The sequence below is a fragment of the Stenotrophomonas sp. SAU14A_NAIMI4_5 genome, from assembly GCF_003086795.1.
Lineage (GTDB): Bacteria > Pseudomonadota > Gammaproteobacteria > Xanthomonadales > Xanthomonadaceae > Stenotrophomonas.
Genome location: NZ_CP026003.1, coordinates 211,589 through 224,444, shown reverse-complemented (window position 1 = coordinate 224,444; position 12,856 = coordinate 211,589). Strand labels below are relative to the sequence as shown.

Genomic DNA, 12,856 nt, shown 5'->3' with positions numbered 1-12,856 from the left:
CGCCACGCCAGAAATTCCGTACAACCCTTGGTCGTATTGGGAAATTTGGCTTTGGTGCGGTACTTGCCGTCGGACAGTGGCAGGGCAACATCAAAGGTCGCCTTGGCCATGTCATTGCCGATTACTTGCATGATCTTGCTCCAGCTTGAACTTACGATCGTGATCGGAAGCCGCCAGACTTGCCCTTGTGAGTGCAGGCTCTCACCCGAAGGTGGGCCTAAGATACCGTTCAAGTTCCAAGGCGGTGTCAGGCCGCCGACGCGCTGAATCTACTTTGCAAGCTCGAAGGCTTAAGAGCCGAGGCAGCGTCATCGGAGCCTCCCGGGGTCACCGGGGGAATTGTGCCTGATCAGGGCGCCATTCCAAGACACAAGAGCCGAGCCCATGCTCGGCTGCTTTGCATCCGGCTGATCGCAGCCGAGCATGGGCTCGGCTCTACACGGGGTTTCCGACCCCGGTAGCGCCGAGCCCCTCCCTCAGTAGTCGTAACTCACGCTCACCCGCAGCGAGCGCGGTGCCTGGCGCACGGTCGCTGCGCCGTACAACGGGTCAGGCTGGCCCGGGTCCAGCTCGGAGTACGGCGACTTCCACAGCGCGACCTGGCTGTTGAACACATTGAAGACATCCAGGTTGAAGCCCAGTCGACCCTCGGCCGCGGCCGGGCGGTAGGACACGCCCAGGTCCAGCTGCTTCAGCCACGGCAGGCGCCCCTGGCTGCCCGGAGGCGCCGGCTGGCCGTTGTAGAAGTGGTAGGCGATGCCATAGCCGGAAGGATCTTCGAAGTTCGGGCCATACGAACCCAGTGCGCTGAAGGGCGTGCCCGAGATCACCCGCACGTTGGCCGAGACCAGCCATTCCGGCGTCAGCTGGTAGTAGCCGTGCAGCTTGAACTGGTGGGTGTGGTCGTTGCTCTGCGGCCCGTTGGTGTGCTCCATCAGCTGGGCGTAATCCCAGGCCTGCGTGGTCGACACCGCGGTCTGGCCGATGCCCGACAGCAGCTGGCCTTCGGTGGTGCCGTAGCTGCGCGACCACGTGTAGTCCGCGCGGCCGTACCAGCGCCCGTCGAACGGATGTTCCAGCGACAGGTTCACCGCGTAGTAGTTGCGCTTGAACTTCGGGAAGCCCATCTCGGCATTGGTCAGCGGCACGCTCACGTAGTTGCCGCCGGTGTCGACCAGATTGAAGGTGTTCGCACGGCCCGGGTTGATCAGCCAGCAGCTGACCGGATTGCTGTCCTTGGTCACGTTGTAGCCGAGGCTGCTGGCCTTTCCGAGTACTGCATCGATATCGCAGTAGTCGTCCACGCCGCTGCGCAGCACGCGGTACGTCGCCTTCGCGCCGTACACCCAGTCCTGGCCCAGTGCCTTGGTGAAGCCGAGGATGAATTCATCCTGGAACGACGGCTTGATGCCGGAGGTGGCCACCGTCTTCGCGTCCGGCAGCAGACCATAGTTGTTGTTGGACGAAACCGCATCGGAGAACTGGGTGAGGTCGGTCGGGTAGCCGTTGCTGTCGATGCCGCCGTACGTGTAGTACGTCGAGGTTGCCAGCGTTGCACCGGCCGCATTGAACGCCGGGTTCAGCGGCAGCGCCAGGTAGTAGCGGCCCACGTTGCCGAACACCTTGAAGCGGCCGTCGCCGCCGACATCCCAGCTGAAGCCCAAGCGCGGCGCCCACTGCCCGCTGGTCTGCTTGATGTAGGCATCGCCATCACGGTTGTAGTTGGTGAACTGGTCCAGGCGCAGGCCCAGGTTCAGCAGCAGGCGGTCGGTCACCTGCCAGTTGTCCTCGATGTACTGCGCCCGCTGCGATGCGCGCACCGACGCCAGTGCACTGTAGATGTACTGGCGCACGTAGTAGCCGTCCTGGCCATTGCGGATGCCGCCGGTGGCCGGCACGCCCAGGCCGGTATTGATCGGCACGTTCGGGTTCGACTGGCCGTAGATCCAGTAGTAGCCATCGGCCGATGCCACCGAGCCACGGTTGAGCGCGCGGGCGTTCTGGTTGTCGATGCCCACGGTGATGCTGTGGTCTCCCAGCACATAGTTCGCATCCAGGCGCAGGTTGTTGCTGCGGTTGCCGCGCGCGGGGTCGACCAGCAGCGAGGTGGTCTGCGCATTGGTGATCGGCGTGCCACCGTTGAGCGCCGGGTTCTGCAGGTTGGCGCTGTTGATGTAGGTCAGGCTGCCGTCATAGGCGGGATTGCCGATGTAATCATCGGTCTTCATCTCGCCGTACTGCGCGCTCACGGTGAGGCGGTCGGTCAGGTAGCCGGTGTACTTGGCCGTCCACAGGTCGCCGCCGGTCTTGGTGGTGTCTTCCTTGCCGCGCTGCGCGCCACGGGTCAGCGTGTCGTAGTCGTAGGCGAAGATGTCGCCGCGGAACACGTTGCGGCTGGAGGCGCCGGTCAGCTCCAGCAGGTGGTTGTCGGTGATGTTCCAGTCCAGCTTGGCGTACCAGCGCGGACGGTTGTACTCATACTTCGAGTAGGAGTTGGTCGCCTCGACGTTCTTGACGTCGGTGCCTTCGCGGCGCTCCAGTTCGTAGGAGCCGAAGAAGAACAGCTTGTCTTCGATCAGCGGGCCGCCGGCGTAGATGCTCTGTGTGGTCACCCACTCGCGGTCCTTGCTCTCCGGTGAGTACAGCGCGCCGTCGCCCGGGTAGCGCACGTCGTCCTTGTCCGAGCGCGTGGAGGCCGGCTCCCAGGTGAACTGCCCACCGAAGTGCCAGTCATTCGTGCCGCGCTTGCCGACGGCGTTGATGACGCCGCCATCGGAACGGCCGTACTTGGCGCTGTAGCCGCCGGTGTAGATTTCCTGCTGGTCGATGCTGCCATAGGGCAGCGTCAGGCCGCCCAGGCCACGCAGCGGATCGGTGCTGTTGAAGCCGTTGATGTAGTACGCGTTCTCGGCCGCCGACGAACCGCCGAAGCTGACCAGCTGCGCGCCGGTCGGGCCGGCATAGCTGCCGTTGCCACCGTTGCCGACCACGCCCGGTGCAAGCTGGGCGATGGCCTCGGCCGAGCGGCCCAGCGGCAGGCGCTGCAGCTGCTCGGCGGTGATCACCGTGCGCGAATCCACGCTGCTGACGTCGATCGCAGCCGCCGCGCGATCAGCGCTGACCTGCACGCCATCCAGGCGCGTGACCTCACCGAACGAGACCTCGGTGCTGGTGCCCACGGTCAGCGCAACGCCCTCACGGGTCTGCAGCACCTTGCCGTCGGCATCGCGTGCTTCCACGGAATAGCGGCCCAGCGGCAGCTGGCCGATGGTGTAGCGGCCACGCGCGTCCACCGTCACCTCACGGGTGAGGCCGGTGTCGCTGCGGACGAAGATGCGCTGCGCCGAAGGAGGCGCGAGGCCGGCGATGGCGCCGGTGGTGGACTGGGCATGCAGTGCGGGGGACGCGGTGGCAAGCAACACCGCCAACGCCAGCAATCGCGGGCGCAGTGAGGAACGAGCAGTCGTCATCGTGGGGCGTACGGGTAGTGGGGGAAGCGCTGCCTGCGCGCCGCGAGGGGCGCGCCAGACATTGCACATTCATTAACCCCGCTCGCGCCCCAATGCAGAAATGCCGAGTGGTTATGTGCTGCTGGCCGATGACCATACCCGGTTGCCCAGCTGGCCATGCTCGGTCATGCAGAACTCAACTCAAGCGCTCCTCGACAACTCCTGCGCCAGGAACGGCGCCGTCCTGCTGCCTTTCGCACGCGCGACCTGATGCGGTGTTCCCTTTGCCACGATGGTGCCGCCCGCTCCACCTGCGCCCGGCCCGACGTCGATCACCCAGTCGGCCTGCGCGACCGCACGCATGTCGTGCTCGATCATCACCACCGTGTTTCCCGCCGCCACCAGGCGCTGCAGCTGCACCATCAGCCGGTCCGCATCGGATGCGTGCAGGCCCGTGGTGGGCTCATCCAGCACGTACAGGCTGCGCCCACGCTGGCTGCGCTGCAGCTCGGTGGCGAGCTTGATGCGTTGCGCCTCACCGCCTGAAAGCTCGGTGGCCGGCTGGCCCAGCCGCAGATAGCCCAGACCGATTTCCTTCAACAAGTGCAGCGGCCGCGCGATGGCATCTTCCTCGCTGAAGAACGCATGCGCTTCGTCCACCGTCATCTGCAGCACCTCTGCGATGGTGCGCTCGTTCCACAGCACCTTCAGCGTGGCCTCGTTGTAGCGCGCGCCGTGGCAAGTGGGGCACGGCGCATAGACGCTGGGCATGAACAGAAGCTCGACGCTGACGAAGCCTTCGCCTTCACAGGTTTCGCAGCGGCCCTTGGCCACATTGAACGAGAAGCGGCCTGCGTCGAACTTTCGACGGCGCGCTGCAGGCGTCGCGGCAAACAGCTTGCGCACGTGGTCGAACAGCCCGGTGTAGGTGGCCAGGTTGGAACGCGGCGTGCGGCCGATCGGCTTCTGGTCCACCTGCACGACCCGCTGGATGGCATCGACATCGCCCGCCAGCCGGCCGCGCGTTGCTTCAATCACCGTAGGGCCATCGGTCGGTGTGCTTTCAGCGGTGTCCTCCACCGGCTCATGGCCCAGGTGCAGCAGCATCAGCTCCGGCAAGGCCTGCGCCATCAGGCTGGATTTGCCGGAGCCGGAAATGCCGGTCACCGCGGTCAGCAGGCCCAGCGGTACCTGCGCGTCCACACCCTTCAGGTTGTGCCGGTGGATGTCCTGCAGCTCCAGCCAGCTGAGCGCGCTGCGCTGCCGGCTGGCGGGTGCGGGTACCTGGTCGAACAGATAGCGGGCCGTGCGCGAGTCCGCGATCTGGCGCAGGCCTTCAGGCTCGCCACTGTAGAGGACGCGTCCACCGTGCTCGCCCGCCTCGGGGCCAACATCCACCAGCCACTGCGCGCGGCGCATCAGTTCCAGATCGTGTTCGACCACGAACACCGAGTTGCCGCCGTCGCGCAGCCGGTCCAGTGCGTCGTACAGCGCCTTGCTGTCGGCAGGATGCAGGCCCGCCGAGGGCTCATCGAGCACATACAGCACGCCGAACAGCAGCGAGCTCAACTGCGTGGCCAATCGCAGGCGCTGCAGTTCGCCGGCAGACAGCGTCGGTGTTGCGCGATCCAGAGACAGATAGCCCAGGCCCAGGCTACGCAGCTGGTGCACGCGTGCCATGACTCCTGCAGCCAGTCGCTGTGCCGCAAGCTGCTTTTCTTCGGACATTGCCGACGTACGCCGCACATCCGGTGCTGCCGCGTGGCTTGCACGGCCAGCGGCAGCCCGTTGGCGGCGATCGCGGCCCGTAGCGGTGCGGCTGGTGCCTGTGCCCGGGTTGTGCGCGCTGAGATCCCCCGCCGCAATCGGATCCAGCAGCTCTGCCAGCTGATCCAGCGGCAACCGCATGAACTCGCCGATATCCACGCCCGCGAAGGTGACCGAGAGGGCTTCGGGCTTGAGCCGCTTGCCTTCGCAGGCCGGGCACAGCCTGCCTTCCATGTAGCGGGACACACGCTTGCGCATCAGCGCACTCTGCGTGTTGGCAAACGTGTGCAGCACGTAGCGGCGCGCGCCGGTATAGGTGCCCATGTAGCTGGGCTCCAGCTTGCGCTTGAGCGCGGCACGGGTTTCGGCGGGGGTGAAGCCGGCATAGACCGGTACGCTCGGCGCTTCCTCGGTGAACAGGATCCAGTCCCGGTCCTTCTTCGGCAGTTTCTTCCACGGCACATCGATGTCGTAGCCCAGCGTGACCAAGATGTCGCGCAGATTCTGGCCGTGCCAGGCCGGTGGCCAGGAAACGATGGCGCGCTCACGGATGCTGAGGGAAGGATCGGGCACCATCAGCGCCTCGGTCACCTCGTACACGTGGCCAAGGCCGTGGCAGGTGGTGCAGGCGCCCTGCGGCGTGTTGGGCGAGAAGTCCTCGGCGTACAGCATGGGCTGTTTGGCTGGATAGGTACCGGCCCGCGAATACATCATGCGCACCAGGCTGGACAGCGTGGTGACACTACCCACCGATGACCGCGCGTTGCTGGCACCACGTTGCTGCTGCAGCGCCACCGCTGGCGGCAGCCCGTCGATCGCATCCACATCGGGCACGCCGGCCTGGTCGATCAGCCGCCGCGCGTAGGGTGCGACGGACTCGAAGTAGCGTCGCTGCGCTTCGGCGTAAACGGTGCCGAAGGCCAGCGATGACTTGCCCGAACCCGAGACGCCAGAGAACACCACCAGTGCATTGCGCGGAATGGAGACGTCGACATTCTTCAGGTTGTGCTCGCGCGCACCGCGGACCTCGACGCAACCGCTGGCAGCGGCAGCGCATGACGATTCGCCAAAAGGAGTGTTGGACATCTTCGCGATCCTGCAGGCAGTGAGTGGCACGCATCAGCGCGTGCCCGGCGCCCTATTCTCGCTGCTGCCGGGGTGAACGGGGGTGACGGTTGGAGCGGTACCCACAAGGTGGTACAACACACGCATGGACGACAGGAAATACTGGTTCACACGGAAGCGATACGGCTGGGGCTGGGGCTTGCCCTGCGCCTGGCAGGGCTGGGTGGTTTATGCCGTGGCACTCGTGCTGCTGCCGGCGGGCCCGTTCCTGTTCTCCCCGATCCAACGGCCCGTGGCGTTCCAGCTGTACACGTGGGCGGTGATTCTGGTGCTTGTGCTGGTCTGCTGGCTGAAAGGCGCGCCGCCGGGGTGGCGCTGGGGGAAGTAGTGGGCGGCAGACGCGCATCGCCAACATGAATCAGCTCGCCAGATCGGCAACCGCAAATCCAAATGCCACGACACCCGCACCCAAGGGAAGATAGGTCACCCACACAGGGCTGCCCTGGCCCAGCGCGAACGCAACGAATCCCTCTTTCAGCCTGCGACCAGAGAGAAGCGAAACAACGGCAATCGCAAGCAGGGGAAGCACGGATGCCAGGCCGAAGCCCCAGAGCAACGGCCGCCAGTCCGTATTCGCGAAACCACCCAGCGGGTAGAGCGCCACGCCAGAAAAGAGGCCGACAAAGAACAGTGCATTCGCCGTCCAGATGGACACACGATGCTCACGGGCGAGGCGCTGGCGGGATTCACCTCTGTAGCCGCCAGGCAGATCGCGCGACCAGCGCGCGACCAGCGCCGTCGCGAGCATTCCGCCCATCACCCCGCTGATGGCAGGGCTGATCGAATCAAACTCCATTGCCGATCCACTCCTTGGTCGCACGGACCATTGGGCCCAAGCGTATCAGCTGCCAGCGCGTACCCCGCGCGACCGCCAGACATGTCGCCATCGACCGGCAGCGGCGCCCGTGGCCTGCGCGGCAACCTCGACGCATGTCGCATATTCCCCGCATCCTGGCGGGCCTTGCGGCGCCTGCCTCTTGCGCGACTTAACAGCATGCAAAAATGCCGAAAGCGTCTCGCATCGAACGGGTTTGCAACTTGTCTGATGGGCGCAGCGCAAGCAAGCGAGTACAGATGACGTGCCACCGACAACGGGTGGCCGGGCCTCGAAAACCCGGAGCTTTTGACAGTGAAGTGTTTGCGCTTGCCAGCCGGCGTCACCCCGTGTGGCGCCGGTTGGCAATCCGTCTGCCGGCTATGGCGGGCGGAGCGTGGAGGCCTTGTGCCTGCCGGTTCACTGTCACCGGTTTTCGAGCCACGTCTCCGCCCGCCACCTTTGTGTGGCGGCTACCGACTGTCTGCACGGAGCTCTCGCCATGACCACACCGAAGTTTCCCGCTCACACGCCTGCCAACAGCGAGGACGACGACGCCCCGTCGACCCGCCCGGGCAGCGCCTTCATCAACGCCCTGAAGGACATCGGCTGCGGCGCCGCCGCCGATGGCCAGCCCTGGCCCGAACCGGAGCTGCGCATCGGCCGCCGCATCGCCTTGGCCGATGTAGATTGCGCACGCGCCGGCCTGACCATCGCCCTGGAAATGCTGCTGGCGGGCGAACGCATCCGCCAGAACGGCCCGGATGAGGATTACCCCGGCGACCGGGTGATGGAGGGTCTGATCATGGCCTGCCTGGCCATCAATGGGCAGGCCACCGCGCGCATGCGTCCGGAGGAATGACGCGCGGTGCGGACAATGCGCCGGGCATGGCCCGGCGCTATCTGTGCGGTTGCATCACCCGCAATAGGTGGCGTTGTCCTTGGGTGGTCCCTCATCCTTGGGCTGTTTCCCGCACACAAGCCGCTGCTGCTCTGCGGTTGGTGGCCAGAAGTACAGGTTTCCGTTGTCGAAATCGATCTGGGCGTTGAAGGCCTTCTGGATCTGCCCCCCCAACATCACTTCGAAGGGCAGAGTGCGAGGCGACTTCCACAGCAGGACGGTGGGCGCGTCGATCAGATTGATACCGTTGAAGGAAGCGCTCTGCCTGGAGAACTTGTAAGGGATGCCCCTTCTTCCGCCAACATCAGGTGGGTCTTCAGACGTGACTTCGCCCGCGGTGCGCACTGCCAGCTCGCTTGTATAAGCCATCAATGCCGTCAGGCCGGTATCAAACATCGCCTTACGAACAGCACCCTGCGTATCTACATTGAAGATCACGAGACTTGCGCCCAGACCCATGTCGTGCGCGAACTTGAAGGGTGCCGACTTGCTCCCGATAGGCCTGGGCTGATCGAATGCAATCTCGCCTTCCGTGAAGCTGACGTTGCTGAACTTCGCGAGCAGGCCCATGCCGATAATTGCGCCATCTTCCTGATCGCGTGGATTGACCTGGACCAGGACATTACGGAGTTCCATGGGTCCAATGCGAACATGTTCGGCAAAACGTAGTTCTTCCTGGTGCACCGGGATGTCGGCGTCCAACAGCATTGCCGTACCCTTGATGGTTGCAACGACGCGTTTGATGCCAAGCGCGTCTGCAGTACGGCCTGACATGCTCAATGCGGCGGGGGCACCGGTATCCACCATCGCGACCGAGTGGCCCGCGTCGGTTTCGATCCTGACGAGATAGCTCTTGCCGACGCTGTCAGACCAGCGGGTTCCCGCCGCAGCGTCGGCACCCAGCGTAGGGATTACCAGGCTGCCGTCCGGCCGGGTCATTGTGTAACGGGGCAGCGCTGCAATGGCCTGGAAGTCGACGCCGGCGAAGCTTCTGGAAAGCTCAGCAGCGTCCGTGCCCGTGGCCAAGTGCGCGGTGCCGCGAAGGAACATCATGCTTCGGGCCCACTCGCGTCCATTGCCCTGATTTTTCAGGATTGCCGCATGCATGTGGGCACATATCAGAGCGTGACCTTGCTCGCGTTCCTCCCGGCATTTTTCCAAAGAAGGCAAGGCACGATCAAACCGGGCCTTTACGAGCGCTGCACTCACGGCATCCGTGTGAGGCGATGCGCTCGCCGCACGCGCACAGGAAAAGAGGGACAGCATCATCAGGGCAACTACCAGCTTCTGCATGCTTTCTCCTTGGCATCGGCAGGACCATCCATCAGTTGCCCTGCAATCGGGCGTTGATTCCAGTCCCGCTCTCACTCGCAGAGCGCGCTGTCTTCCGTCAACGCGGCATCATCCAGCGGGCGCAGCTGCGCGATCTGCTCGCGTTGTTCGGCGCTGGGTTCGCCCAGCCACCACACCCGGCAGCGCGCGGTCAGGCGGCCGACCATCTTCGACTGCTCGGGCGAGTACAGCATCGCCAGCGCGGTGCCCGGGCAATCGTGGGCCTGGCAGGCGGTATAGAACCACCACGGCTCACCCTGCAGCACCACCAGCTCGCCCGGTCCACTGGGCCCGCTCAGCAGGCGCTTGCGCAGCGAAGGAATGTCCTTGTCGCTGACTTCGGCCGCTGCGGTGTTCTGCATCAGGGCATTGAACGCGGCCAGCACCTTCGGGTCCTCGCGGCCGCAGTCGTCCACGGTGTTGCCGCCCACCAGGGTGAAGAAATGGGTGGCCAGCGGATTGTCCTTGCAAGTGAGCTCCGCGCCGGGGGTTTGTTCTTCCGGCTCGCCTTCGTTGTCCCACACCGAAGGGTCCACGTCGTCTTCGATAGTCGGTTCTGGTTCGACCACGGTGGCGGCGGCGGGCGCGTCGGTCGGCGTTGCAGCAGCCGGCGCGGAATCGGTGCCCGCCTGCGGTACCGGGGCCTGCGAACACGCGGCCAGCAACGCGATCATCCATGAGAAGCCGATATGGCGAGGCGTCATTCCCTGTCCTTGGGTGTGTGGTGTGCGACGGAGGGATTCTACGTGGTGCGGGCATTCCATCGGGCATGGGCCGGCGTTAGGCTTGCACTGGCCGCTTCCCTGACTGCCAAGGACCCAGACGCATGCGCGGTTCAAGGTTTGCCGTGATCTTATTCTGTGTAGCTTTGCTGGCTGGGCCTGCCGCTGCACAGCAGCCGGCCACGCAACTTCCCGACGATGCCCTGCCCCCGGCCCTGGACCGGGTGCTGCGCGATTACGAACAGGCCTGGCGCTCCGGCGATGCGAAGGCACTGGCGGCATTGTTCACCGAAGATGGATTCGTGCTGCAGAGCGAGCATGCTCCGGTGCGCGGGCGCGCGGCCATTGAGACAGCCTATGCCGGCCAAGGCAGCAGCCCGTTGCGGTTGCGCGCCTTGGCGCATGCCACAGAGGGCAGCACCGGCTACATCATCGGCGCGTACACCTACGGCAGCAATGTGGGCGATACCGGGAAGTTCACGCTCACGTTGCAGCGCGTCGGCGATGGCCCGTGGATGATCTTTTCGGACATGGACAACACCAGCGCGCCGCCACGGGCGAAGTGAGGCGGACGTCGCGCGCAAAAAAAACCCCGGCGCGTGGCCGGGGCTTTTCGGTTCACTTGAACAGCGTGTCCGGGTATTCCGGTTTCTGTTCCCGCGCCAGCAGGGCGCGCAGGCCTTCTGCAGGCGTCTGCTCGCCGTGCAGCACGGCACGAACGCGATCAGAGATCGGCAGGTCGATGCCATGGCGGCGTGCCTGTCGCATCACTTCGTCGGCGGTCTGCACCGATTCCACCACCTGGCCGATTTCGCGCACGGCATCCTGCAGCGTCTGCCCGCGGCCCAGGGCCAGGCCCAGGCGGCGGTTGCGCGACAGGTCGCCGGTGCAGGTCAGCACCAGGTCGCCCAGGCCAGCCAGACCCATCAGGGTTTCCGGCTTGGCACCGATGGCGGCGGCAAGCCGCAGCATCTCGTTCAGGCCACGCGTGATCAGGCCGGCACGGGCGTTCAGGCCCAGCTGCATGCCATCAGCCACGCCGGTGGCCACGGCCAGCACGTTCTTCATCGCGCCGCCCAGCTCGGCACCCACCATGTCATCGCCCGTATAGGCGCGGAACGCCGGGCCATGCATGGCTTCGGCCACGGTCTGCGCGAACTCCGGCACGTCACCGTGCACGGTGATGGCGGTGGGCAGGCCCAAGGTCACTTCCTTGGCGAACGACGGCCCGGTGACCACGGCCAGCGGCACGTCGTCACCCAGGATCTCGCGCGCCACTTCATGCAGGAAGCGGCCCGAACCGGGTTCGAAACCCTTGGTGGCCCACGCCACGCCGGCACCAGCCGGACGCAGCGGTGCCAGCGCACGCACGGTTTCGTTGAACGCGTGCGACGGGGTCACCACCAGCACCCAGGCGGCATCCTGCAGTGCGGCCGCCATGTCGGTGGTCGCACGCAGGCTGTCCGGCAGGGGGATGCCCGGCAGGTAACGCGGGTTCTCGTGGCGCTGGTCGATGGCTTCGACCACGGCGGCATCGCGCCCCCACAGCACGGTCGGGTGACCGTGCCGGGCAAGCAGGGTGGCCAGCGCGGTTCCCCAGGAACCCGCGCCCAGCACGGCGATCTTGTCAGCGGTAGTGCTCATCCGTGACGTCGCAGCGGGGATCAGGCGTTGCCGGCCGGCTCGGAGTCAGCCAGCGACGGTGCGTCGCCCTGCTCCTGGCGCTGGCGCAGGGTTTCTGCGTACAGGCCTTCGAAGTTGATCGGCTGCAGGAAGAACGGCGGGAAGCCGCCGGCCTGGATCAGGTCGCTGACCAGCTGGCGCACGTACGGGAACAGGATGTTCGGGCACTGGGTGCCGAGCAGCACGTCGATGGACTGCGGGTCCAGGCCGACCAGGCCGAACACGCCGGCCTGCTTCACTTCGGCCACGTAGGCGGTGCGCTCACCGGCCTGGCAGGTCAGGGTGACGGCCAGCACGACTTCGAAGGCGTTCTCGCCCAGGCGCTGCACCTGCTGGTTCAGGTTGAGCTGCAGTTCCGGCTGCACCTGGTCATTGAAGATGGTCGGGGCATTCGGCGATTCGAAGGAAACGTCCTTGACGTAGATCTTCTCGACGGTGAATGCGGGGCCGTTGGCGGCATCGACCGGCGCAGCGGCGCCGTTGGTGATCTCTTCGGACATTTCCAGTAACTCCAATGAATGCAATGAAAACGAGTGTCGAACTACAGGGTTGGGGGCGGCGGCAGGCCCATACAAGGCCAGTTCCGCCATCCCCTGCAATCAGTTGCGGCCCTTGACCAGCGGCAACTCGGCCTGCTGCCAGGCGGGAATGCCGCCTTCCAGCACGAAGACCTTCTCGAAACCGGCCTTCTTCAGCGCCTTGGCGGCGGTTTCCGAGGCGTTGCCGCTGCGGCACACCAGCACCACCGGGCTCTGCTTGGCGTTGGCCACCAGCTTGTGCTCGGCGTTGAAGGCGCTCGCCTGGGCACTGCGGCTGCCGGCAATGTGACCCTTTTCAAAGTCAGCGCTGGGCGACAGATCGACCACGACCGCGCCACCGGCATTCATCAGGTGGGTCAGCTCGGCCGGCTTGATGCCCTTGTAGCCCCGGAACAGGCGGCGGGTTTCGGTGACGATGAGGGCCACGGTCAGGCCGACCAGGGCAGCGGACAGCATCGGGTTTCGGCCTGCAAAGGCCAGCAACTCTTCGTAATTCACTCAGGTCACGGGTCGATTAAGCGGGC

Annotated in this window: 11 protein-coding genes and 1 pseudogene; 3 read left to right on the top strand and 9 right to left on the bottom strand. The window is 65.4% G+C overall.

What is annotated here, in order from left to right:
- The 3 genes and pseudogenes from C1925_RS21265 to C1925_RS00925 form a co-directional block, all read right to left on the bottom strand.
- Nucleotides 1-131, bottom strand: a pseudogene (locus tag C1925_RS21265) (IS110 family transposase); the annotation flags it as partial.
- 345 nt (nt 132-476) lie between these two features.
- Nucleotides 477-3,470, bottom strand: coding sequence for a TonB-dependent receptor (locus tag C1925_RS00930; protein ID WP_108767298.1), 2,994 nt, complete (start codon nt 3,468-3,470; stop codon nt 477-479).
- A 180-nt stretch (nt 3,471-3,650) separates the two neighbouring features.
- Entirely contained in the window at nt 3,651-6,302 is a 2,652-nt protein-coding gene (locus C1925_RS00925) for an excinuclease ABC subunit UvrA (RefSeq protein WP_108767297.1), read from the bottom strand.
- Nucleotides 6,303-6,426: 124 nt separating this feature from the next.
- Here C1925_RS00925 and C1925_RS00920 point away from each other — a divergent pair, with 124 nt between their 5' ends.
- Nucleotides 6,427-6,669: a hypothetical protein gene (locus tag C1925_RS00920; protein WP_108767296.1), complete on the top strand. Its 243-nt coding sequence runs from the start codon at nt 6,427-6,429 to the stop codon at nt 6,667-6,669.
- A 30-nt stretch (nt 6,670-6,699) separates the two neighbouring features.
- Here the strand turns inward: C1925_RS00920 and C1925_RS00915 are convergent, their stop codons facing one another.
- Nucleotides 6,700-7,137 carry a hypothetical protein gene (locus C1925_RS00915; protein ID WP_108767295.1) on the bottom strand — a complete coding sequence of 146 codons (438 nt, stop codon included), beginning with the start codon at nt 7,135-7,137 and terminating at the stop codon, nt 6,700-6,702.
- Nucleotides 7,138-7,657: 520 nt separating this feature from the next.
- On the opposite strand from C1925_RS00915, the gene C1925_RS00910 reads away from it, so the two are divergent.
- Complete coding sequence (locus C1925_RS00910) at nt 7,658-8,017, top strand: hypothetical protein (RefSeq protein ID WP_108767294.1); 360 nt, start codon at nt 7,658-7,660, stop codon at nt 8,015-8,017.
- Nucleotides 8,018-8,071: 54 nt separating this feature from the next.
- Here C1925_RS00910 and C1925_RS00905 read toward each other — a convergent pair whose 3' ends face one another.
- Nucleotides 8,072-9,349 carry a retropepsin-like aspartic protease gene (locus C1925_RS00905; protein WP_108767293.1) on the bottom strand — a complete coding sequence of 426 codons (1,278 nt, stop codon included), beginning with the start codon at nt 9,347-9,349 and terminating at the stop codon, nt 8,072-8,074.
- Between the two features lie 71 nt (nt 9,350-9,420).
- On the bottom strand, nt 9,421-10,092 hold the full coding sequence (locus tag C1925_RS00900; protein WP_108767292.1) for an Ivy family c-type lysozyme inhibitor: 672 nt from the start codon (nt 10,090-10,092) through the stop codon (nt 9,421-9,423).
- A gap of 122 nt (nt 10,093-10,214) precedes the next feature.
- Between C1925_RS00900 and C1925_RS00895 the strand changes: the two genes are divergently transcribed.
- Nucleotides 10,215-10,676 carry a nuclear transport factor 2 family protein gene (locus C1925_RS00895; RefSeq protein ID WP_174213474.1) on the top strand — a complete coding sequence of 154 codons (462 nt, stop codon included), beginning with the start codon at nt 10,215-10,217 and terminating at the stop codon, nt 10,674-10,676.
- A gap of 52 nt (nt 10,677-10,728) precedes the next feature.
- On the opposite strand, the gene C1925_RS00890 is transcribed toward C1925_RS00895, so the two are convergent.
- From C1925_RS00890 to C1925_RS00880, 3 genes are all read right to left on the bottom strand, one after another.
- Entirely contained in the window at nt 10,729-11,754 is a 1,026-nt protein-coding gene (locus C1925_RS00890; protein WP_079224703.1) for an NAD(P)H-dependent glycerol-3-phosphate dehydrogenase, read from the bottom strand.
- 20 nt (nt 11,755-11,774) lie between these two features.
- A complete protein-coding gene (secB, locus tag C1925_RS00885; RefSeq protein WP_108767291.1) occupies nt 11,775-12,293 on the bottom strand; it encodes a protein-export chaperone SecB in 519 nt (172 codons plus the stop codon).
- Nucleotides 12,294-12,392: 99 nt separating this feature from the next.
- Complete coding sequence (locus C1925_RS00880; RefSeq protein ID WP_108767290.1) at nt 12,393-12,830, bottom strand: rhodanese-like domain-containing protein; 438 nt, start codon at nt 12,828-12,830, stop codon at nt 12,393-12,395.
- Between the last annotated feature and the right edge of the window lie 26 nt (nt 12,831-12,856).